Here is a 20,098-nt window from a genome sequence, read left to right as displayed (position 1 = left end):
GCGCCTCAGCTTGCACGTACCTCGATACCATCGGCACGCAACTGGTCCTTCACCGCCGCGATGGGCACCTCCCGACGATGGAAGATACCCGCCGCCAGGGCCGCCTCGACGCCGGTGTGCCGAAACACCTCGGTGAAATGCGACGCACAGCCCGCACCGCTGGAGGCAATGACCGGGATGCGCACGGCGGCGCGCACCGCGGCGATGAGTTCCAGATCGAAGCCGCTGCCGGTGCCGTCGCGATCGATGGAGTTGAGCAGGATCTCGCCGGCACCCAGGGCCTCGCAGGTCTGCGCCAGTTCCACCGCGTCCACGTCACGCCCTTCGCGCCCGCCCTTGACCGTGCACTGGAACCAGCAAAAGCGCTCGCCGTTCGGGCCGGGGATCGCGGTCTCGATGACGGGCCGCTCGGTGCTCTCCGGCGACGCCACATAGACCCGCCGCGGATCCACCGAGATCACCACCGCCTGGTTGCCGTAGAGCGCGGCGATCTGCTCGATGGCGCTGCTGCCGTCGCCGCTGCCGCGGGCGCGCACCGCCTCGACGGTATCCACCGCATCGGAACCGATGGAGATCTTGTCGGCACCGGAGCGAAAGTACTCGCTGGCAACGTCAAGGGCGCTGTAGGCACACCCGTCCGCATCGGTGAAGGCGCGGATGCCGCCACCGATGGTCAGCGGCACAAAGACATTCTCGGAGGTGCGCCGCAGCACCTCAAGCATCGGCTGATCGGACAGCGGAAAGTCGCGGAAGGCGGTGATATTCAGGAAGGTGATCTCGTCGGCACCCTCCTGATAATAGCGCCGCGCCAGGTCCACCGGCTTGCCCAGGTTGCGCACCTCGCCGGCCTCGCGCACGTCGTATTGATCGCCCTTGGTCACCACCAGGTCGCCAGCATCGTTGCTGCGCACATCCAGGCAGGCAATGATGCGCTTAGCAAACCGGGTGGGGGCCGCTGCAACCGGTTTCGGCGGCATCGGTGGTGCCGGGACCCCGGCCGCCGTGCCAGCACCGGGGCGCGCCGCCTCACCGGCAAGAAATCGGCGCAGCAGTTCCAGGCCCACGGCGCCGCTCTTCTCCGGATGGAACTGCACGGCCATCACCTGCCCGCGCTGCACCGCACTGACAAAGGGCTCGCCGTAATCTGTCTCGGCCAGGATCCAGTCGCTGTTGGCGGCATCCCGCTGGGCCCGGTAGGAGTGCACGAAGTAGAACTTGGCCGCCGGGTCCTGCCCGTCCAGCAGCGGCGACTGCCGCAGCGCCCGCACCCCGTTCCAGCCCATGTGCGGCACCGCCAGCGCCGCGTCGGCAAAGCGTTGCACCACCCCCGGGATCACACCCAGACCTGCCACCCCGGGGGATTCCTCGCTGCCCTCGAACAGCGACTGCATGGCGACGCAGATGCCGAAGAACGGGCGGTCCGCCTGCAGATAGGCCCGCAACGGCTCCACATACCCGAGCTCATGCAGACGCTGCATGGCCGCGCCGAAGGCACCCACGCCCGGAAACACCAGTCGCTCCGCCTGCAGGATGTCTTCCGGGCGGCGGATGTCGACGGGTTCGTATCCCAGGTGGGCGATGGCGTTGCGCAGGCTGCGGACATTGCCGGCGCCGTAGTCGAGAAAGGAGATCTTGGCCATACTGCTGTCGTGGTTGCGGCTGAGGGTGAGGACGAGCCACAAGTGTAATCGAACCGCCGGCGTGCGTCCGCCGGGAAGGCGTTCTGCCGAGTGCGCCGCCGCGTCAGCGCCGCATCCGGCATCGGGTCCGGCACCACATCAGGCACCGTCTGCGGCATCGACGGCCGACGCTTGCCCGTCGGCCCGTTACCCGGAAGGTTGATCGCCCGCTCGGCTACCCAGGCGTCGCCAGAGCCGCCCGCGGTGGCGCCTGGACCAGAAGCTGCCGGGCACCAGCGCCAGGTAGACCAGCGCGATGATCAGCACCTGGTACCACAGCATGCCCAGCCAGGGCGGCGTCAGGCCAGACTCCATCCAGTTCTTTGCCAGGCCCTGCAGATTGAAGAAGGCAAAGTAGGCCAGCAGTGCCAGGAACATCCGGCCCCCGCTGCGCTGACGCGGCGACAGGGTGGTCAGCGGGATGGCCAGCAACGCCAGCGCCAGAACGGAGAACGGGGCCGCCAGCCGGTGGCCCAGCTCCGCCCGCAGCATCAGCTTGGACGCCCCGATCAGCTCGGCGGTGGGCATACTCGACAGGCGTTGACGCTGCTCCGCACCCGCCTCCTCGTCCGGCAGGAAATAGGTGTAGCGCTCGAAGTCGCCGATGGCGTAGTCGTGGCGACCAGCGTCACCGTCATAACGGCGCCCTTGTTCCAGGATCACCGCCCGCCCCGGGCCTTGACCATTGTCGCTGTCCGAGCCGGAGCCGAGCCCGGCGCCCTGTGACCGGTACTCTGCGGTTTCGCCGAGCACGATGCGGGTGGGCGACTGGCGTCGGTCCTGGATGAAGATGGCGCGGAAGCGCTTGTCGTCGCTCAGCTCGCTGGCGTAAAAGGTGATGCGACCATCGTCCTGCTGGTAGAAGCGGCCGGCCTGCAACCCGGCAGCCTGGGTTGCCTTTTGTTCGGCCAGGGCCTTGATCTGCTGGATCTCCAGCGACGCGGCCGGTTGCATGACCAGTGCCAGCCAGGCCGTCAGCAAGGCCAGCGGCAGCGCGAACAGCAGCAGCGACCGGTAGACGGACACCGGCCCGAAACCCACCGCGGCAAAGGCGATCAGCTCGCTGTCGCGGGCCATGCGCCCCAAGGTCACCAGCGCAGCCAGGAAGAAGGCCGGCGGCAGCAGGCTGGACAGATCACGCAGGATCTGCAGGTAGAGAAAGCGCAGCATCGCGTCCGACGCCAGGGCACCGACATCGACCTGCTCCAGCGTGCGCAGGAACAGCATGCTGGTCATGATCAGCACCAGGGTCGCCATGATGGCGGCAAAGACCTTGGCCAGTTCAGCGATGAAGTAGCGATCGACGATGCTCAAGGTGCCGTGTTCCAGAATCTTCATCCGCGCCCGTGCGCGTACGCCAGCCAAGGGTACCACGCCAACCCCGAGCGCACGGCTGCCGGGTTCAGCCGTAGCCGATCCGGGCAAACACCCGGCGCCGGCAACACACAGCATATCGCGGGACAAATTCGTCACCACTGGTTTAGCAGAAGGTGCCGGGCATCTTGGTATACTCCCGGCTCGCCACCAGCACCGCGCTGCGCACAAGCACAATCATGGATCACCCTGGGGAGGTGCCGATGTCCAATTCCGACTCCACACTCTGGAAACCGATGTTCTGGCTGGTGCTGGCCAGCCTGATCGGGGTCTACGCCCTCTACAACCACTATGCCGACGTGCTGAAGGCCGAGCAGGCCCGCACGGCCGAACAGCTTGAGGCTACAGCTCGAGAACTGGCGGCGATCAACACAGAACTGGGCTCGACGAGCAAGTCCGCCGCCGCTGCCGCGCAACGGATCCGCACCCTGACGGCGCAGCATGAGGCCCAAGTCGAGGCCCTTTCGAATGAACACGCCGACACCCTGGAGCAGCTGCGCAACGCCCATGCCCAGCGCCTCGATACGGCACAGGCAGAGCACGCGCAGGCCATCCGTGAGCTGCAGGCGACGCATGCACAGACCCTCGGCGCAACCGAGCAGCAGCAGGCGGAAGCCCTGGCAGACCTGCAAGAGCAACTGGATGCCGCCATCCGTACAAACGCCGATCTCGAGTCCCGGGTGGCGGCCCTGGAGCAGGAAAACGCCGCCACCGAGGCAGAACTGGCCGCGTCTCAGGAAGATCTGTCGACCGTCCGCGAACGGCTGGTGGCCATGACCGAGACCCAGTACGAGCTGGAGGCCAAGCTGGCCGCCGACAATGCCGCCATCGCCGCCCTGAACTTCCAGCTCAACAACGCCAACCAGCTGGAGGCCGCATTGCGCGACAAGCTCAGGCGCGGCGGCGAGCGTCAGGAAGACCTGCGAACCCTGGTGGAGAAAGAGGAGGCCGCGATCCTGGAGCTGAAGAACAAGCTGGTGTCACTCAGCCGTCAGGCTGAGAATGCGAGCGTCCCGGGCGATTCCACTGCGGGTTCGGCGGACGGACAGCCCGGCACCGCCGGTGTAAACGACCAGATGGCCGTAGCAGACTGGCAGGCAGAACTGGCCGAGAGCCAGGCGATCATCGAGTCCCTGAAGGCTGAACTCGCAGCGGCCGCGCAAGAGCGCCAGGCGCTGGCGGATTCCCTGTCCGAACGCAGCGCCCAGGCCACGGACACCGACGACAGGATCGACGCCCTGCAACAGGAGCTGCAGCAGGCCAACCGCACCGCCGAGACCCTGGCCGCGGAAGCAGACCAGCTCCGCACACAGCTGCAGCAACACACGGCAGAGGCGGCGGAGCTTGCAACACTGCGTGAGGAGTTGCAGCAGCGCACAACGGAGGCGGCAGAGGCGGCAGCACTGCGTGAGCAGCTACAGCAGCGCACGGCGGAGCTGGCAGCATTGCGTGAGCAACTGCAGCAGCGCACGACAGAAGCGGCAGAGACAGCTGCCCTGCGGAAAGACCTGCAGCAGCGCACAACGGAGGCGGCAGAGGCGGCAGCACTGCGTGAGCAGCTACAGCAGCGCACGGCGGAGCTGACCGAGCTGCGTACGCAGATGGAGGCTTTGGACGAACGCTACCAGCGTCAGCTGAGCACGGCGCAGGCCGGCGCCGAGCAACGCGTAGAGCGTCTGCGGGCGCTGTACGACCGCGCCGCCAACCTGGGCGGCCAGTTGACGCCGGAGGGCATCCTGCTCAGCCTGGCGGGCGACGAATTGCAGTTCCCCAGCGGCGCGGCCACCCTGCCCCAGGGGGATCTGCCGACCCTGGACCGCATCGCCGACCTGCTGCGACAGCGCCCGGAGCTGACCGCCCGCGTCGAAGGCCATACGGACAGCTCTGGCAACGCCACCATCAACCAGAGGCTGTCGCAACAACGGGCCGAGGCGGTGATGCAGGCGCTGGTGGAACGGGGCGTCGAGGCCGTGCGTCTTACCGCCGTGGGCCACGGCGCCGACCGGCCCATTGCCAGCAATGCCACCAGCGCCGGGCGACGGGCGAACCGCCGCGTGGAGGTGTACGTGCTAGACTGATCGAGCCGGCCTCAGGCGCTCTTGACCGGCGCCGCCAAGCGCTCGCGCTGACCGGGTTCGGTCTTCAGCAGCTCCGCATCCATGGCCAGACCCGGCCACACCGGACTCAGCCGGAACAGGTCAGGCAGTGCACGCTGAACAGGCTGTCTTCGTCGGTCCAGACCCGGTCAGGCTCGAAACCGGCACGACGCCCCAGGGACTGGAAGCCGTCGATGCTGTACTTGTAGGAGCATTCGGTGTGGATGCGCTCGCCGGCCCGGAAGTCGATGTCCTGCCCGGCCACGCGCACCCGCTGCGGCCGGGTGCTGACCAGGTGCATCTCGATGCGGCTGAGCTCCCGGTTGAAGAAGGCGTGGTGACGAAAGGCGTCGCGCTGGAAATCGGCACCGAGCTCGCGATTGATGCGCGACAGCAGGTTCAGGTTGAACGCGGCGGTCACGCCGTCGGCATCGTTGTAGGCCGCCTCAAGCAGAGCCGGGTCCTTCACCAGATCCACGCCGATGAGCAGGCGCCCGTCCGGGCCCAGCAGCTCGCCCACCCGGCGCAGGAAGCGCTCGGCATCCGCCGGCTCGAAATTGCCCACCGACGAGCCAGGGAAAAAGGCCGCCCGTGGATGCTCGTGATCGTCCACCGGCAGGCTGAAGGGCGCAGAGTAGTCTGCGCAGACCGCGTGCACCTGCAGCGCCGGGAAGGCCGCGGCCAGGGCCTCGGCCGACTGCAGCAGATGCTCGCGCGAGATGTCCACCGGCATGTAGACCGCCGGGCGCAGGGCCTCCAGCAGCACGCGGATCTTCAGGCTGCTGCCGCTGCCGAGTTCCACCAGCAGGGCCTCACGGCCGAGCCGGGAGGCCATCTCGGCGCCATGCCGGCGCAGGATGCCGATCTCGGTGCGCGTCGGGTAGTACTCCGGCAGCTCGCAGATGGCGTCGAACAGCCGCGACCCCTCGGCATCGTAAAAGAATTTCGGCGCGATGCGCTTCTGCGGCAGGGCCAGCCCGGCCAGGACCTCGGCGCGCATGTCCGCCGGCGCCGGGTGCAGGTCATGGAAGTGCACCGGATTGCGAACCGATGCCTCCATCACGCGTCCTCCGCCAGGCGTATGCCTTTGAACTGCCAGCGCTCATGCGGGTAGAAAAAGTTGCGGTAGCTGGCCCGAATGTGATCCTGACTGGTGGCGCAGGAGCCGCCGCGCAGCACCATCTGGCCGCACATGAACTTGCCGTTGTACTCGCCGAGGGCGCCCTCGACCGCGCGATAGCCCGGATAAGGCAGATAGGCCGATGCCGTCCACTCCCAACAGTCACCGTACAGTTGCTGCAGCGGTCCGGCCGCCGCCGGTCGGGGGTGCAGCACCCCGTCATCGACGAAGTGTCCCTGCACCGCACGACCCTCCGCCGCGCGTTCCCACTCCGCCTCAGTGGGCAGGCGCTTGCCGGCCCAGCGGGCAAAGGCGTCGGCCTCGTAGTAGCTGACGTGGCAGACGGGTTCCGCCGGATTCAGCGGTCGCAGCCCCGCCAGCGTCATCTCCTGCCAGCCCTCGTCCGACGCCCGCCAGTACAGCGGCGCACGCCAGCCGTGGGTCTTGATCTGGCCCCAGCCGTCGGACAGCCACAGGGCCACGTTGTCGTAGCCGCCGTCGTCCACGAACTCCCGGAACTCGGCATTGGTCACCAGCCGGTCCGCCAGGCGGAAAGGCCTGAGCAACACTTCGTGCCGGGGTGATTCATTGTCGTAGGCAAAGCCCTCGCCGCTCGCGCCGATGCGGACGCTGCCGCCCTCCACACCGGTGTAGGTCAGCGGCACCGGATCGGCCACCGGCGCTTGCGCCAGATCGGGGCGGTAGGCCGGGTACAGCGGATTGTAGGCCAGGTTGTACTTGATGTCGGTGATCAGCAGCTCCTGGTGCTGCTGCTCATGATTCAGGCCGATGCCCAGGCGGGCGGACACCTCGGCCCACTGCGTCGGCGCGGCCTCGAGGATAAGCCGTTCCATGGCGGCATCGACATGGTGACGGTAATCGTAGACCTCGGCCACCGTCGGCCGCGACAGCAGCCCCCGCTCCGGCCGCGGCCAGAAGCCGGTCTCAGTCTGCTCGTAATAGGAATTGAACAGGTACTCGAAGCGCGGATGGAATACGCGATAGCCCGGCAGGAAGGGCCTGAGCAGAAAGGTCTCGAAGAACCAGGACACGTGGGCCAGGTGCCACTTGGGCGGGCTGGCCTCGGCCGCCGTCTGCAGCATGTAGTCCTCGATGGCGAGGGGCTCGCAGAGGTGCTCGGACAGGGTACGGACGCGGCGGTAGTCCGCCAGCATGTCCGTGCGAGGCGCATCGGGATTGTTGGGCGCGGAATCCTTGATCGGGGCTGGGTACGACATGGGCAGTCTCGATGTGGTTGTCCTCAGGGCGGAGACGGTGCGGCCGAAATCGAAAAATTCCAGCGCGCCGCGAGCGCGCTACCCTACCACAAGCCCAGGCCGTCGGGCGCCGACGATTCCCACGCCTTGCCCGAACGGCCAGCGGCGACAAGCCTTGCCTGGCCCCGCCGCTGCCTGCCCCCGGCAGGGGAAACTGCATCGACACCCGCTCGCGACTGTTGAAAAGGCAACGCATTCACACGTATTGTTGCAGCATGGCGCAGCGCACCAACCAGACCCCGGAGCAGACCCGCCCTCACCCGCGCCGATGCCCTGCACCAGTCCATCCTCTCGCCGCCGACTTCCCCGAGACCCCACGCGACCACCATGCTTCCAGCAGGAACACCTCGCCGTACCCTTGTGCCAGATCCTGCTCATGCAGGGCGCGGACCTCGCGCAGCTGCGCCTGAAAGGGCTCCTCCAGGCTCGACGGCAGCGGCACCACGCGATCCTTCTGCCCCTTGCCATCCCGTACGACGATCTGGTGATACGGAAAGTCGATGTCCTGGACCCGCAGCCGCACGCATTCCATGAGCCGCATCCCCGTCCCGTAGAGCAGTGCCGCCATCAGATGCTGACAGCCATCCAGCCCGCTCAACAGCCGAGCGACCGCCGAGCGCTCCAGTACCACCGGCAGTCGCTTCGGTCGCTTGGCTCGGGCAAACTCGCCCAGCTCATCCAGCGACCGTCCGAGCACCTGCTTGTACAGAAACGCCAGGGCATTCAATGCTTGGCTCTGCGTACTGGCCGACACATTGCCACGCACGGCCAGGTCTTCGAGAAAGGCACGGATGCGCTCCGCCCCGACCTCGGCCGGATCACGATTGCCGCAGAACAGGATGAACCGGCACACCCAGGACGCGTATGCCTGCTCGGTACGGATCGAATATTTGCGGCGACGAATCTCAGCCGCCATCCGCTTCAGGAGTTCCCGATGCCGCTCGCGAGCCCTGTCCAGCGCCGAGGGCGCGTTACGCTTCTTTTTGAATCGCGCGCCAGAGACTGGTGGATCCGAGGCAAAACCGGTCGCAACAGCGGCAGCCTCCCGCGCGATCGTGGTACGCCCGGAAAACCGCCACGAGCGCCAGCCGACCTTGGGCGAAGACACCCCGGATGGCCGCTGGCGTGCCTATGCGCGGGAGGACTTGCTGCAACGCGACAAGGCCAGCCTGGATCTGTTCTGGCTCAGGGACGCCTCGATGACCGATCTGGACAGCCTGCCGGCGCCCGAGGTGCTGGTCGAAGAGATCCTGGACAACCTGCGCTCGGCGCTCGCGAGCTTCGAGGCGGTGAGCGCGTCCGATCAGTGAGCGCCCAGTCCTGTGCAACGCCCGCACGCGTGGGCGGGGACTCAGCAATCAGCAAACCGGCCACAGACGCGATCATCGAGCCGGACAGCGCCCCTTTTATCCGGCGATCAAGCCTCCAGATGAGGTGAGTCGCTCCCCATCGCACCCACGGTGCAGTCCTGGATTTCCCATTGAGATCAGTCATGAAATTGCTGCGGCGCTCACCCTTCAAGATCCTGATTCTGATCGCCTTTACTCTGCTGGCCAGTATCGGCTGCGCCAATTCGGCACAGGATATTTCCGCGCCGGAAGCCTTCGAGAAGGCGAAGGCCGGGGAGGTCCTGCTGGTCGACATTCGAACACCTCGGGAATGGCGTCAGACCGGCGTCGCGACGGGCGCCAGGACCATCGACATGACGAGCGCGACCTTCGGCCAGGATCTGCTCGCCGCCATGGACGGCAACAAGGACGCACCCATCGCCTTGATTTGCCGCACAGGCAACCGGACCACGCACACGCAGCGGGCGCTGGAGAAGCTGGGTTTTACGCAGGTGTATAACGTGAAGGAAGGCATGGCCGGCAGTCGCGCCGGTCCCGGCTGGCTGCGGCGCGGACTCCCTGTCGAGGCCTGGGCAGCGCCCTAGGGAGACGCTGTTCTATTGGCCATCCTGGCCAAAAATCAGCACGCGATTCGAAAACGCGGTTTCCGAATCGCTTCATTCGACATCCGTCGCGAGCGCATGCAGGCGCTCTTGCGCGGCGTCCGCCGAAAGGGCTCGCGGCAGGAAGACACTGCCGCCTTCACCGAGGTGGTGATGGCCCTGTTCGAGGGGCTCGCCGCCCGCGCCATCAACCACCCTGCCCTCGATCGCGCCGCCTTGGCCGCGCAGCTGCGCCAGGTGTTGCGCGGACTGCTGTAAACGACAGCGTCGCCGGGCCGATATCGGGCGCGCAACGGGTATACTGGATGCCGTCTCCTCTTTGGCGGGTTTCAGATCCATGAGCACATCCCATCACGGCATAGAACCGGGTAGCTGGGACCTGTACGGCGCCACGTTCGTCAACGGCGGCGTCAATTTCTGCTGTTTCTCCCGCCACGCCACGCGGGTGGAACTGTTGCTGTTCCATGAAGCCGACAGTCCCGAACCCTACCAGGTCATACACCTGGAGCCGAAACAGCACCGAACCTTCTTCTTCTGGCACGTGCTGGTACAGGATCTGGCCGAGCCGGTGTGCTACGGCTGGCGCATGGACGGACCCACCGACACCCGCGAGAGCGGTTGCCGATTTGACCGTGAAAAACTGCTGCTCGACCCCTGGTGCACTGCCGTCTGCGACTCCCGCTGGGACCGCCAACAGGCCGCCCGGCCGGGCGATAACCTGGACACGGCCATGCGCTCGTTGCTGGTGCGTGACAACTATGACTGGGAGGGCGACCAGCATCAGCACCGGCCGCTGACCGAAACCATCATCTACGAGATGCATGTGGGCGGCTTCACCCGCCACCCCTCCGCCGACACCCGTTATCCCGGCACCTTCCGCGCGGTCATCGAAAAGATCCCCTACCTGCAGTCCCTGGGCATCACCCACGTGGAGCTGCTGCCGGTGATGGCATTCGACCGCCAGGACGTGCCGCCGAAGACGGCGGCCATGGGTCTGAGCAACTACTGGGGCTACAGCACCCACAGTTTCTTCGCGCCGCACCCGCACTATGCCTGCAACGTCGCCGGCGCCCGGGACGAGTTCCGCGACATGGTCAAGGCGCTGCACCGGGCCGGCATCGGCGTGATCCTGGACGTGGTCTACAACCACACCGCCGAGGGCGGCAGCGACGGCCCGGTGATGAACTTCAAGGGCATGAACAACGAGGGCTTCTACCACCTGGACTTCCTGGACCGCAGCCAATACCGCGACTACACCGGCTGCGGCAACACCGTGAACTGCAATCACCCGCTGGTGACGCGCTACCTGATCGACAGCCTGCACTACTGGGCCCACGACATGCACGTGGACGGCTTCCGCTTTGACCTGGCCAGCGCCATGGCCCGCGGCGAGGACGGCAATCCGCAGGTGCATGCACCGGTGCTCTGGTCCATCGAGCTGTCGCCGGAACTGCTCCGGGCCCACATCATCGCCGAGGCCTGGGACGCCGCGGGGCTCTACCAGGTAGGGGATTTTCCCGGCTTCCGCTGGGCGGAATGGAACGGCCACTACCGCGACGTGATCCGCGCCTTCGTGCGCGGCGATGCCGGCCTCATCCGCGATGTCGCCACACGCATCGCCGGCTCCAGTGATCTGTACGAGGGCCGCGGTCGGCTGCCGGCCAATTCGGTCAATTTCGTCACCTGCCACGACGGCTTCACCCTGCACGATCTGGTCAGCTACAACGACAAGCACAACCAGAGCAACGGCGAGGACAACCGCGACGGCCATGACCACAACCTGAGCTGGAACTGCGGTGTCGAGGGACCTACCGACGACCCGCAGATCCTGGCCCTGCGCCAGCGACAGGCTAAGAACCTGATGGCCATCCTGCTGCTGAGCCAGGGGGCGCCCATGCTGCTCGCCGGCGACGAGATGCTGCGCACCCAGGGTGGCAACAACAACAGCTACTGCCAGGACAACGACGTGTCCTGGATCGACTGGCGACTGGCGGACGACAACCGCGACATGCTCGACTTCACCCGCGCCATGATCGCCTTCCGGCGCCGGCATCCGACACTGCGACGAAACCGCTTCCTGAGCGGGCAGCCGGACCACGAGGGTGGACTGCCGGACATCCGCTGGCATGGCCTGGAACTGGAGCAGCCGCGCTGGGACGACGCCGACAGCCGCGTGCTGGCGTTCACGCTCGCCGGCCTGGACGCAGACGAAGAACCACTGCACGTCATGCTGAACATGTGGCAGGAGTCGGTGCGCTTCGCGCTGCCAGTGATCGACGGCCGGGGCTGGTTCAAGGCCATCGACACCTTCGACGCGCCCTCGGTGCGTCCGCCTGCGGAACAACCGCGCATCGGGCAGACGCATCTGCAGGTGGCTGCCCGCAGCGTGGTCGTGCTCGAGGCGCGCTAGTCTTATCCCATTCGTCAACAACAGGAGTCAGCAACATGCAACTCGGGATGATCGGACTCGGACGCATGGGCGCGAACATGGTGCAGCGGCTGATGGCTGGCGGCCATGACTGCGTCGTCTACGATCACGGCCGCGATGCCGTGGAGGCCCTAGTGCGCGACGGCGCCACCGGCGCGTCGGATCTCGCGGACCTGTGCGCCAGGCTGAGTGCACCACGGGCCGTCTGGATCATGGTCCCGGCCGCTGCGGTGGATCAGGTAATCGACCAGCTACGACCGCACCTGGCGCCTGGCGACATCCTCATCGATGGGGGCAACTCCCACTATCAGGAAGATATCCGCCATGCCGAATCGCTGCGTGATGCCGGCATCCACTTCGTCGATTGCGGCACCTCCGGCGGCGTCTGGGGACGGGAGCGAGGCTATTGCCTGATGATCGGCGGCGATGCCGACGCCGTGCGCCACCTGGACCCCATCTTCGCCACCCTCGCCCCCGGCGTCGGCGACATCGAGCGCACCGCCGGCCGGCAGGGCGCCCCGAGCACCGCCGAGCAGGGCTACCTGCACTGCGGGCCGAGCGGCGCCGGGCACTTTGTGAAGATGGTGCACAACGGCATCGAATACGCGTTGATGGGCGCCTATGCCGAGGGACTGAACCTGCTGAAACGGGCCGACATCGGCATGGGCGACCAGACCGTGGACGCAGAGACGGCACCGCTGGCGCACCCGGAGCACTACCGCTACGCGTTCAACATCGCCGATATCGCCGAGCTCTGGCGACGCGGCAGCGTGGTGAGCTCCTGGCTGCTGGACCTGACCGCCGGCGCCTTGCAGCAGGATCCCGGGCTCGAACACTTCAGCGGCCGCGTCTCGGACTCCGGCGAGGGCCGCTGGACCTGCCAGGCCGCCATCGATACCGGCACGCCGGCACCCCTGCTGACGCTGGCGCTGTACGAGCGCTTCGCCTCCCGCGGCGACGCGGACTTTGCCAACCGCATCCTGTCGGCCATGCGTTACCAGTTTGGCGGCCATCACGAAAAACCCTCCGACTGACCATCCTCCGATCAACTACCTGCCGAATAGCAACCTGCCGACTGACCACCCTGGGAAAACCGCCATGTCCTGGAAAACCGCCCATCGCTCGTTTTATTACCAGAACGCCCCGGCGCCCGAGGATCCGGTGCTGATACCCCAAGAGACCGCACTGCTCTGCATCGATGTGCAGAACTACGGCATGGAACTGCACGACGACCCCGACGAACGCGCCCGCTGGGCGCCGTTCCATGCGCGCATGCAGGGTACCGTGATCCCGACCCTGCGTGGGCTGCAGGAGCGGTTTCGCGCCAACGGCATCGATGTGATCCATGCGCGCATCGCCTGCCTGCTCGACAACGGCCGCGACCGCTCCCTGAGCCAGAAGCTGCCCGGATGGAACAACCTGCTGATGCCGCTGTCCAGCGACGCATCGCAGATCATCCCCGAGCTGGCGCCCGCCCGCGGAGAGATCGTCGTCACCAAGACCACCGACAGCGCCCTGACCGGAACCAATCTGCGACTGATCCTGCAGAACATGGGCATCCGCACCCTGGTGGTCACCGGCATCTACACCGACCAGTGCGTCAGTTCCACCGTCCGCAGCCTGGCGGACGAAAGCTTCCGCGTGATCCTGGTGGAAGACTGCTGCGCCGCCGGCACCGATGAACTGCATCGGCAGGAACTGGCCATCATCAACATGATCTACTGCCACGTGATGACATCCGCTGAACTGATCGACCTGATGCAATTGTCCTGAACCCGGCTTGCGTCATCCAGCCAGCCGAATCAGGCGATCGGTTCAAGCGACCGCTTCAGACGTTCGGGTTCACGAGCCCGTTTTCACGAGACCGACTTCACGCCCTGGGATGATGACGGGCATGGAGTTGCTTGAGGCGCTCGCGGGCGACATGGGTGTAGATCTGGGTGGTGGAGAGGTCGCTGTGCCCCAGCAGCATCTGCACCACGCGCAGGTCAGCGCCATGGTTCAGCAGGTGGGTGGCGAAGGCATGGCGTACGGTGTGCGGTGACAGCGACTTGTGAATGCCCGCCTCCAGGGCGTAGCGCTTGATCAGCTGCCAGAAGGCCTGTCGCGTCATGCAGGCGCTGCGAGCAGTGGGAAACAGATAGCCGCTGACCCGCCCGCCCAGAATCACCGCCCGCGGCCCCCGCGCATAGTCAGCCAGCCAACGGGTGGCCTCCTCGCCCAGAGGCACCAGGCGCTCCTTGTCGCCCTTGCCGACGATGCGCACCACGCCCTGGTTCAGACTCACCGCCTGCGGTGTCAGCGTCACCAGCTCGGTCACGCGCAAGCCGCTGGCATAGAGCAACTCCAGCATGGTCCGGTCACGGTGCCCCCGCGCGTCGCTGATATCCGGGGCGTCCAGCAACGCCTCCACCTCCGCCTCGCTCAGGGTCTTGGGCAGCGGGCGCCCGAGCCGCGGGGCGTCGACGCGACTGCTCGGATCTTCAGTGATCAGCCCCTGGCGCAACACATGGGCATAGAACTGGCGCAGACAGGACAACAGCCGCGCCGACGAGCGCGGCTTGCGCCCCTGTTGCGCCAGCAACGCCAGATAATCCAGCACATCGCTGCGCTGCGCCTGGTATAGATCGCGGCCACGCGCCTGACCAAGCCAGCCCCTGAAGGCGCGCAGATCCGACTGGTAGGCCATCAGGGTGTTGGCGCTGAGCCCGCGCTCGAGCCAGAGCGCATCCGCGAAGGCCTCGATGGCGGTGTCGTCGGAGGGAGCGGTTTTCATCTGTTCGACCCGACACCCTCATGCGCCAGCAGCCAGGCCTTGACCACCGTCAGCCTGCCGGATACGGCACCTGCAAAACCGCCGAGTCCATGCCCGGAGACAACACGATGGCAAGGCACCAGCAACGGCCATGGATTGGCCCTGCAGGCGCCGCCGACGGCCCGCGCCGAGGTTCCGAGCTCCAACGCGAGTTCGCCATAGGTGCGCGTGCTGCCAGCGGGGATGGCGCTGATGGCCTGCCATACCCGTTGCTGGAAACGGGTGCCGGTCGGGACCCTGGGCACTGGAATGGGCGGCCCGGGATCGTCGAAGTAGGCCAACAACGGCTGCTGCAGCCAGTCTGGACAGGGATCGGCCCACATGTCCCTGCCTCCCGACGCCAACCCCATCGGCTCGAGGTCGACCCCCAGTACCCCGCAGTCGATCCAACGCACGCCGATGGTGCCAACCGGTGTGTCCAGGCAAGACATGCCGGGGGCAGATCCGGTACCGAATCGGGACATGCTCACGGCTCGCATCGCTGTTTCGCTGTCTTCTACCCTGACTCTGTTCGGTGGCTTTTCCGCCTGGTGAGTTTCCGCGTCTTCAGAGATTGCCACAACCGCCACCCGCACCACTCAGGATCTATCGTAAGATGACGACTCAGCGAGTATAACTTCACTGACCTTCAGGCCAGCCAAAACCAGCACAACATGACGCCCACCGACGCCCCTGACCTGCCGTTCTGGCGCACCACCCCCCTCGCGGACATGAGCCCGGCGCAATGGGAAGCCCTCTGCGACGGCTGCGGCAAATGCTGCCTGAACAAGTACGAGGACGAAGATACCGGCGCCCTGCACTACACCAGCGTCGCCTGCCGCCTGCTGGATCAGGAACGCGGTTGCTGCGGCGACTATGCCAACCGCGCCGCCCGGGTGGCGGACTGCGTGACCCTGACCCTGGAAACGCTGCGCGACCCTACCTGGCTGCCCCAGACCTGCGCCTACCGCCTGCTGACCGAGGGCCAGGACCTGCCCGCCTGGCACCCCCTGTGTTCGCACGATCCGGACTCCGTCCGCCGCGCCGGGCACAGCGTGCACGGACGGGTGAAAAGCGAGGACGATGTCGACGATCCCCTGCTGCACCTCATCGACTGGATCCGCTGATCCGGTCGCAGGATCCGGTCGCAAATACCCGACAACCCCCAACCTTGACACCCCATGACCCCGAGCAGACTCATCCTTGCCTCCAGTTCGCCCTTTCGACGCGAACTGCTGCAACGCCTTGGACTCGCCTTCGACGCCGTGGCCGCCGATGTCGACGAAAGCCCGTTGCCGAACGAGCCACCAGCGGATCTGGTGGTGCGCCTGGCCCAGTCCAAGGCGCGCGCTGTCGCTGCATCGCACCCCGACGCCCTGGTGATCGGTTCCGATCAGGTCGCCTGCATCAACGGCCGGGTGCTGGGCAAGCCCGGCGATCGCGCCAACGCCATCGCCCAGTTGCAACAGGCCTCCGGACAAACCGCGGTGTTCCACACCGGACTCTGCCTGCTCAACGCCGCCACCGGGCGCATGCAGGCCCTGTGCGAGCCCTTTAAGGCCCATTTCCGTCAACTGACGCCGCAGCAGATCGCCGCCTATGTCGACCGGGAACAACCGCTGAACTGCGCCGGCAGCTTCAAGTCCGAGGGGCTCGGCATCGCGTTGTTCCGGCGCCTGGAGGGTGACGACCCCAACGCACTGATCGGCCTGCCGCTGATCCGCCTCATCGACATGCTGGCCGGCGAAGGAGTCGAGGTACTGCAACAGCCGTGAGCCGCATGTCGGCCGAGGCGGCCTCAGCGCGCATGCAGCAGGCGCAGCCCCCGGTTGAAGCGCGTCCGGTGCTCGGCCAGATGGCTCAGCAGGTCCGCGTCCGGCGGCCTGTGTCGGACCAGCACCCCGGTGCGCCCCCGCTGAATGTCGGCAGGTGAATAGGCCACCCTTGATCGGGGAATGATGACGACCATGCCCCAGCGCGGCAGGGTGGCATAGTCGATAAAGTGGGTGGGCGTCTCCAGCCAGGCATGGGGACGAATGCGGTGCGCGGCCGCGGTACCCGGGGCAAAGACCACCTGGCCCACCCGCAGTCTGGCATCGATGCCGGCCCGCGCCAGCAGATACTGGCCGGCGAGGGCGTAATAGAGGCAGGAACGACGTGCCTGCCAGTCCGCCGGCTTGGTGCGGACCGCGAGCCGTTCGACCGGCCCTGCCAGCGCCCCGGCCGTCATCACGAGCGAAGGCCCCGCGAACGCCGGGTCGGCGGATGCATCCGTCGCCACCACCAGCCCGACGAGTAAGGCTGCGCGCAATGCAGCGCACAGATCCCGTGTCGACCGCCACTTCAGCAACGCAACGAACCCTCGAGGTCCAGCTGGCGTGGAGTCAGGCCGGACCAACCGGCCTGTGCCCTGTTGCTCTCCGCGTGCGCTCCACGGGCCCGGCGCCCTCGGAGGTGCCGCCCTCCTGGGCGCCAAATGCGGCTCGGAGCCCGTCAAGGCCTCATCGTTGCGCGGGAGCGGCCTCGGGGTACGGGCTGCCGTAGCCCGGAGGCGCATAGTAGGGCGACATCGGCATCGGCGGACGCATCCGCTGCATCTGCTCCCAACGCTCGCGCGCCTCTTCCATCGACTGCCGACGCAGGGCCTCGTACTCTTCGCGGATCCGCTGAATGTCGCTCATGGACTGGCCCGGGGTGGCCGGTGCGGCCGACGGGGTCGACATCGGCGCCGGCATCGACGGCGGCGTCGGACGGGTCGGGACGGCTGCCGGTGCCGCAGGCATGCGCGGAGGCATGGGTGCCGCCATGGCGGGTGCAGACGGTGCTCTCGAGGCCGGGGCCTGCGGTGCCGGTGCTGGTACCGGTGCCGATACTGGCGCCGATACTGGCGCCGATACTCGAGCCGGCATGGCCACGGGTGCCGGCGGCGCTGCCGGTTTCGAGACCGGCTCTGGTTCGGCCTCTGGATTGGCTGCGGGCGTTGCTTCTGCGGCCGCCACGGCCTTCGAGTCCGCCTTGGTGGCGGCGGGTCTGGCTGCCGGCTCGACTTGGGGCTCCGTCTGAGGCTCTGGCTTCGGCTGCTCACGCATCACCGCCTGCGCGAACGCCTCGGCCTCAGCCTTGCTGACCTCGGGTGCCGGTGCCGACGTCGAAGCAGCAACAGGCGCCGGAGCAGGAGCAGCAGGTGCCTTGGGGGCGGCCGACTCCGCGGGACTTGTGGCCACCTGCGGTGGTTCGCTGACAATGGCCCGTGCCGGGGTTGTGCCCTGAGCCGAAGAGTCAGCCCCTGGGGCCGACGCGTCGCCGGTCGGCTGCGAGCGATTCATCGCCCCCAGGTACAGATAGGCGAAGGCGAGAACCAGTCCCCAGAGAATCAGTTTCGGGATCAGCCCCAGCTTGGTCTTGGCTGGCACCGCCTCGGCATCGTTTTCCGTCGCTTTCTTGGCCATTGTTGCTTACCTCTCTGAAGCCATGCTCGTTATCGACCCTGCGCACAGGGGGTTTTCACTTCTCGGGAATGGCTCGGCCGCGGGCGCCGTCAGCCGCGCATTCCATCGTCCAGCCAGGCACACACGGGGCATGCACGCGGTCGCAAAGCAGTCAGGCCGCATTATCATGAGATCGCCGGTGGGGACGCTGCCACAGTTGCGAGCAGCCGCATGACATCTTCGCCACAGTGCGCGATGTTTGCGACGATCTCGTCCATGCCGATCTCGCTGTCGCTCTTGCCCGCCGCCCAGTTCACCACGAATGCCAGAGTGGCGTAGCGGATACCCAGTTCCCTGGCCAGCACCGCCTCCGGCATCGCCGTCATGCCGACGATGTCGCATCCGTCGCGCTCCAGGCGCCGGATCTCGGCGGCGGTTTCCAGGCGGGGGCCCTGGGTGACGGCATAGGTACCACCGTCGACCACCGAGATACTGGTCGCGCCGGCGGCCTGGAGCAACGCCTGCCTCAAGCCGGCATCATAGGGCCAGCTGAAATCCACATGGACCACCTCGGTACCGGAATCGCCGTGAAAGCTCGCCTCGCGCCCGTGGGTGTAGTCGATGATGTGCTGCGGCACGCAGATGGTCAGCGGCCCGTAACTGGGGGTGATGCCGCCGACGGCACCCAGGCCGACGATCAGGTCGGCGCCGGCGTCATGCAGCGCCTGAATGTTGGCGCGGTAGTTGACACGATGCGGCGGCAGGCTATGCCCCTGACCATGCCGCGGCAGAAAGAGCACCTCGGCGCCCCCCAGCCGCCCCTTCATCAGTGGCGCTGAAGGCGCTCCCCAGGGGGTCTGCGCATGCTGTTCTTCGATAATCTCCAGCTCCGGCATCGACGCGAAACCGGAACCGCCGATGATCGCCAATCGGCCCATGAAACACCTCGGAGCTTGCAAGGGCCCCATATTCTACTGGAGCCGACGGCGCGGTGGTGAAAAAAAACCGGGCAAGTCGCTTCCCTTCGGCCATGCGACTGGCGTCCGGCGAATCGCATCGCCGCCGTGCACATGGGCCGAACGATCAACGGGCAGGTGAAGCAGGGGCATTGATCTTCGCCGCACCGTTGTGCGGGGAACGCTCAGGCGTGGTCGAAGATTGCCGGTCGCGGTCCGCCAGGAATGAACCGCTGGGCAGTTTGGCGTTATAGCGAATGAGCATCAATTTTCGTCTACAGCCTGCGCGGGTTGTAGCCGAAAACTGATGAACGTGGTCGATCTCTCAGGCCCGGGCGTCGTGGAACATGCCGATCTCGACCAGCTTCGGCAACAGTACCTGTTCCTCGCGCTCGATGCGGCACACAAGCATGTCGAATAGCTCGTCGGTCTCCTGCAGGAACTCCGGGGTGAAGTTGAAATCGCAGTGCTTCAGCCAGCGCTTGTAGTACTCGTCGAAGGTCCGCCGCAACGGCTTTTCGCCACTGATGAAACCCCAGGCGATGGACTTGACCTTCGGGTCCTCATGGATCAGCAGATTGGGATAGAGCCGCCGGTCTTCCTCTGCCAGGTGTTGCTTCACCTTCTGCCCGAGCTCGCACATGCGCTGATAGGCGATGCGGGCATTCGGGCGGATCTTGAGCTGATTCGCGGTCATGATCGCGCGCAGGTCGTCGATCATCTGCCGCAACTCCGAATGGCTGTGGCGATAACCCTCTAACGTATTCATTCCGTCCTCCCCTCTCGTCTGCGGAAACCGCAACAGCCGCCGTCTGCTTGTTGTCATGATCATGACGGCGGGGAGACAGTCCCCGAGGCGCAGGTCGTCTGGACCTGCTTCACCAAGCATCGAAGGTATCGCAACGGAATGGCGATGTCAAAAAAATTCTATTAATATTAATAGTTTAGCGATCACTTAAGGAGACACCCAGTACAGATGTCTCCCGCGCAGGGCA

Annotated in this window: 21 protein-coding genes; 10 read left to right on the top strand and 11 right to left on the bottom strand. The window is 66.4% G+C overall.

Going from position 1 to position 20,098, the window contains the following annotated elements:
* Positions 1–5 precede the first annotated feature (5 nt).
* Both hisF and lptF read right to left on the bottom strand, forming a co-directional pair.
* Complete coding sequence (gene hisF / locus F2Q65_RS05540) at positions 6–1,640, bottom strand: imidazole glycerol phosphate synthase subunit HisF (RefSeq protein WP_150091239.1); 1,635 nt, start codon at positions 1,638–1,640, stop codon at positions 6–8.
* 186 nt (positions 1,641–1,826) lie between these two features.
* Positions 1,827–3,017 carry an LPS export ABC transporter permease LptF gene (gene lptF / locus F2Q65_RS05535; RefSeq protein ID WP_150091237.1) on the bottom strand — a complete coding sequence of 397 codons (1,191 nt, stop codon included), beginning with the start codon at positions 3,015–3,017 and terminating at the stop codon, positions 1,827–1,829.
* A gap of 239 nt (positions 3,018–3,256) precedes the next feature.
* On the opposite strand from lptF, the gene F2Q65_RS05530 reads away from it, so the two are divergent.
* Positions 3,257–5,131 (top strand): OmpA family protein, encoded by a 1,875-nt coding sequence (locus F2Q65_RS05530; protein ID WP_170265552.1) that lies wholly within the window; start codon positions 3,257–3,259, stop codon positions 5,129–5,131.
* A gap of 106 nt (positions 5,132–5,237) precedes the next feature.
* Here F2Q65_RS05530 and egtD read toward each other — a convergent pair whose 3' ends face one another.
* The 3 genes from egtD to F2Q65_RS05515 form a co-directional block, all read right to left on the bottom strand.
* The gene (egtD, locus tag F2Q65_RS05525; protein WP_150091233.1) at positions 5,238–6,209 is read right to left on the bottom strand and encodes an L-histidine N(alpha)-methyltransferase; all 972 of its coding nucleotides are present in this window, start codon (positions 6,207–6,209) and stop codon (positions 5,238–5,240) included.
* On the bottom strand, positions 6,209–7,444 hold the full coding sequence (gene egtB, locus F2Q65_RS05520) for an ergothioneine biosynthesis protein EgtB (protein ID WP_246156010.1): 1,236 nt from the start codon (positions 7,442–7,444) through the stop codon (positions 6,209–6,211). Before egtB ends, egtD begins: the two co-directional genes overlap by 1 nt.
* A 358-nt stretch (positions 7,445–7,802) precedes the next feature.
* Positions 7,803–8,654, bottom strand: a complete 852-nt coding sequence (locus F2Q65_RS05515; RefSeq protein WP_246155994.1) for a phage integrase N-terminal SAM-like domain-containing protein — start codon at positions 8,652–8,654, stop codon at positions 7,803–7,805.
* On the opposite strand from F2Q65_RS05515, the gene F2Q65_RS05510 reads away from it, so the two are divergent.
* The 6 genes from F2Q65_RS05510 to F2Q65_RS05485 all read left to right on the top strand — a co-directional run bounded on the left by F2Q65_RS05510 (position 8,641) and on the right by F2Q65_RS05485 (position 13,698).
* The gene (locus F2Q65_RS05510; protein WP_211353960.1) at positions 8,641–8,856 is read left to right on the top strand and encodes a hypothetical protein; all 216 of its coding nucleotides are present in this window, start codon (positions 8,641–8,643) and stop codon (positions 8,854–8,856) included. The genes F2Q65_RS05515 and F2Q65_RS05510 overlap by 14 nt on opposite strands.
* A gap of 182 nt (positions 8,857–9,038) precedes the next feature.
* Complete coding sequence (locus F2Q65_RS05505) at positions 9,039–9,479, top strand: rhodanese-like domain-containing protein (protein WP_150091229.1); 441 nt, start codon at positions 9,039–9,041, stop codon at positions 9,477–9,479.
* Positions 9,480–9,494: 15 nt separating this feature from the next.
* Positions 9,495–9,755 carry a hypothetical protein gene (locus F2Q65_RS05500; protein ID WP_150091227.1) on the top strand — a complete coding sequence of 87 codons (261 nt, stop codon included), beginning with the start codon at positions 9,495–9,497 and terminating at the stop codon, positions 9,753–9,755.
* 79 nt (positions 9,756–9,834) lie between these two features.
* The gene (gene glgX / locus F2Q65_RS05495; protein ID WP_150091225.1) at positions 9,835–11,907 is read left to right on the top strand and encodes a glycogen debranching protein GlgX; all 2,073 of its coding nucleotides are present in this window, start codon (positions 9,835–9,837) and stop codon (positions 11,905–11,907) included.
* Positions 11,908–11,942: 35 nt separating this feature from the next.
* A complete protein-coding gene (gene gnd, locus F2Q65_RS05490) occupies positions 11,943–12,959 on the top strand; it encodes a phosphogluconate dehydrogenase (NAD(+)-dependent, decarboxylating) (protein ID WP_150091223.1) in 1,017 nt (338 codons plus the stop codon).
* Positions 12,960–13,023: 64 nt separating this feature from the next.
* Positions 13,024–13,698: a cysteine hydrolase family protein gene (locus F2Q65_RS05485; RefSeq protein WP_150091221.1), complete on the top strand. Its 675-nt coding sequence runs from the start codon at positions 13,024–13,026 to the stop codon at positions 13,696–13,698.
* Between the two features lie 97 nt (positions 13,699–13,795).
* Here the strand turns inward: F2Q65_RS05485 and xerD are convergent, their stop codons facing one another.
* Positions 13,796–14,701 (bottom strand): site-specific tyrosine recombinase XerD, encoded by a 906-nt coding sequence (xerD, locus tag F2Q65_RS05480; protein WP_150091219.1) that lies wholly within the window; start codon positions 14,699–14,701, stop codon positions 13,796–13,798.
* On the bottom strand, positions 14,698–15,171 hold the full coding sequence (locus F2Q65_RS05475) for a methylated-DNA--[protein]-cysteine S-methyltransferase (RefSeq protein WP_150091217.1): 474 nt from the start codon (positions 15,169–15,171) through the stop codon (positions 14,698–14,700). Before F2Q65_RS05475 ends, xerD begins: the two co-directional genes overlap by 4 nt.
* A gap of 222 nt (positions 15,172–15,393) precedes the next feature.
* Between F2Q65_RS05475 and F2Q65_RS05470 the strand changes: the two genes are divergently transcribed.
* The gene (locus F2Q65_RS05470) at positions 15,394–15,846 is read left to right on the top strand and encodes a YcgN family cysteine cluster protein (RefSeq protein WP_150091215.1); all 453 of its coding nucleotides are present in this window, start codon (positions 15,394–15,396) and stop codon (positions 15,844–15,846) included.
* A 54-nt stretch (positions 15,847–15,900) separates the two neighbouring features.
* Positions 15,901–16,494: a Maf family protein gene (locus tag F2Q65_RS05465; protein WP_150091213.1), complete on the top strand. Its 594-nt coding sequence runs from the start codon at positions 15,901–15,903 to the stop codon at positions 16,492–16,494.
* A gap of 23 nt (positions 16,495–16,517) precedes the next feature.
* Here F2Q65_RS05465 and F2Q65_RS05460 read toward each other — a convergent pair whose 3' ends face one another.
* Positions 16,518–17,030: a lasso peptide biosynthesis protein gene (locus tag F2Q65_RS05460; protein WP_170265550.1), complete on the bottom strand. Its 513-nt coding sequence runs from the start codon at positions 17,028–17,030 to the stop codon at positions 16,518–16,520.
* 190 nt (positions 17,031–17,220) lie between these two features.
* Positions 17,221–17,400 carry a hypothetical protein gene (locus F2Q65_RS05455; RefSeq protein WP_150091209.1) on the bottom strand — a complete coding sequence of 60 codons (180 nt, stop codon included), beginning with the start codon at positions 17,398–17,400 and terminating at the stop codon, positions 17,221–17,223.
* Here F2Q65_RS05455 and F2Q65_RS05450 point away from each other — a divergent pair.
* Positions 17,390–17,782, top strand: coding sequence for a hypothetical protein (locus F2Q65_RS05450; protein WP_150091207.1), 393 nt, complete (start codon positions 17,390–17,392; stop codon positions 17,780–17,782). The two genes, F2Q65_RS05455 and F2Q65_RS05450, sit on opposite strands and share 11 nt — an antisense overlap.
* A gap of 550 nt (positions 17,783–18,332) precedes the next feature.
* On the opposite strand, the gene F2Q65_RS05445 is transcribed toward F2Q65_RS05450, so the two are convergent.
* Both F2Q65_RS05445 and F2Q65_RS05440 read right to left on the bottom strand, forming a co-directional pair.
* On the bottom strand, positions 18,333–19,085 hold the full coding sequence (locus F2Q65_RS05445; protein WP_150091206.1) for an S-methyl-5'-thioinosine phosphorylase: 753 nt from the start codon (positions 19,083–19,085) through the stop codon (positions 18,333–18,335).
* Positions 19,086–19,428: 343 nt separating this feature from the next.
* Complete coding sequence (locus tag F2Q65_RS05440) at positions 19,429–19,872, bottom strand: hemerythrin domain-containing protein (protein WP_150091204.1); 444 nt, start codon at positions 19,870–19,872, stop codon at positions 19,429–19,431.
* Between the last annotated feature and the right edge of the window lie 226 nt (positions 19,873–20,098).

The organism is Thiohalocapsa marina (assembly GCF_008632335.1).
Taxonomy (GTDB): Bacteria; Pseudomonadota; Gammaproteobacteria; order Chromatiales; family Chromatiaceae; genus Thiohalocapsa; species Thiohalocapsa marina.
This window is presented reverse-complemented; position numbering and strand designations above follow the sequence as displayed.

What these genes read in the sequence shown, in the direction of transcription:
- glgX (WP_150091225.1), top strand. Translation starts at nt 9,835, where the DNA reads ATGAGCACATCCCATCACGGCATAGAACCGGGTAGCTGGGACCTGTAC.
- F2Q65_RS05475 (WP_150091217.1), bottom strand. Translation starts at nt 15,171, where the DNA reads ATGTCTTGCCTGGACACACCGGTTGGCACCATCGGCGTGCGTTGGATC.
- F2Q65_RS05530 (WP_170265552.1), top strand. Translation starts at nt 3,257, where the DNA reads ATGTCCAATTCCGACTCCACACTCTGGAAACCGATGTTCTGGCTGGTG.
- egtB (WP_246156010.1), bottom strand. Translation starts at nt 7,444, where the DNA reads ATGCTGGCGGACTACCGCCGCGTCCGTACCCTGTCCGAGCACCTCTGC.
- xerD (WP_150091219.1), bottom strand. Translation starts at nt 14,701, where the DNA reads ATGAAAACCGCTCCCTCCGACGACACCGCCATCGAGGCCTTCGCGGAT.
- F2Q65_RS05470 (WP_150091215.1), top strand. Translation starts at nt 15,394, where the DNA reads ATGACGCCCACCGACGCCCCTGACCTGCCGTTCTGGCGCACCACCCCC.
- F2Q65_RS05440 (WP_150091204.1), bottom strand. Translation starts at nt 19,872, where the DNA reads ATGAATACGTTAGAGGGTTATCGCCACAGCCATTCGGAGTTGCGGCAG.
- F2Q65_RS05465 (WP_150091213.1), top strand. Translation starts at nt 15,901, where the DNA reads ATGACCCCGAGCAGACTCATCCTTGCCTCCAGTTCGCCCTTTCGACGC.
- lptF (WP_150091237.1), bottom strand. Translation starts at nt 3,017, where the DNA reads ATGAAGATTCTGGAACACGGCACCTTGAGCATCGTCGATCGCTACTTC.
- hisF (WP_150091239.1), bottom strand. Translation starts at nt 1,640, where the DNA reads ATGGCCAAGATCTCCTTTCTCGACTACGGCGCCGGCAATGTCCGCAGC.
- egtD (WP_150091233.1), bottom strand. Translation starts at nt 6,209, where the DNA reads ATGGAGGCATCGGTTCGCAATCCGGTGCACTTCCATGACCTGCACCCG.
- F2Q65_RS05505 (WP_150091229.1), top strand. Translation starts at nt 9,039, where the DNA reads ATGAAATTGCTGCGGCGCTCACCCTTCAAGATCCTGATTCTGATCGCC.
- F2Q65_RS05445 (WP_150091206.1), bottom strand. Translation starts at nt 19,085, where the DNA reads ATGGGCCGATTGGCGATCATCGGCGGTTCCGGTTTCGCGTCGATGCCG.
- F2Q65_RS05450 (WP_150091207.1), top strand. Translation starts at nt 17,390, where the DNA reads ATGTCGCTCATGGACTGGCCCGGGGTGGCCGGTGCGGCCGACGGGGTC.
- gnd (WP_150091223.1), top strand. Translation starts at nt 11,943, where the DNA reads ATGCAACTCGGGATGATCGGACTCGGACGCATGGGCGCGAACATGGTG.
- F2Q65_RS05455 (WP_150091209.1), bottom strand. Translation starts at nt 17,400, where the DNA reads ATGAGCGACATTCAGCGGATCCGCGAAGAGTACGAGGCCCTGCGTCGG.
- F2Q65_RS05485 (WP_150091221.1), top strand. Translation starts at nt 13,024, where the DNA reads ATGTCCTGGAAAACCGCCCATCGCTCGTTTTATTACCAGAACGCCCCG.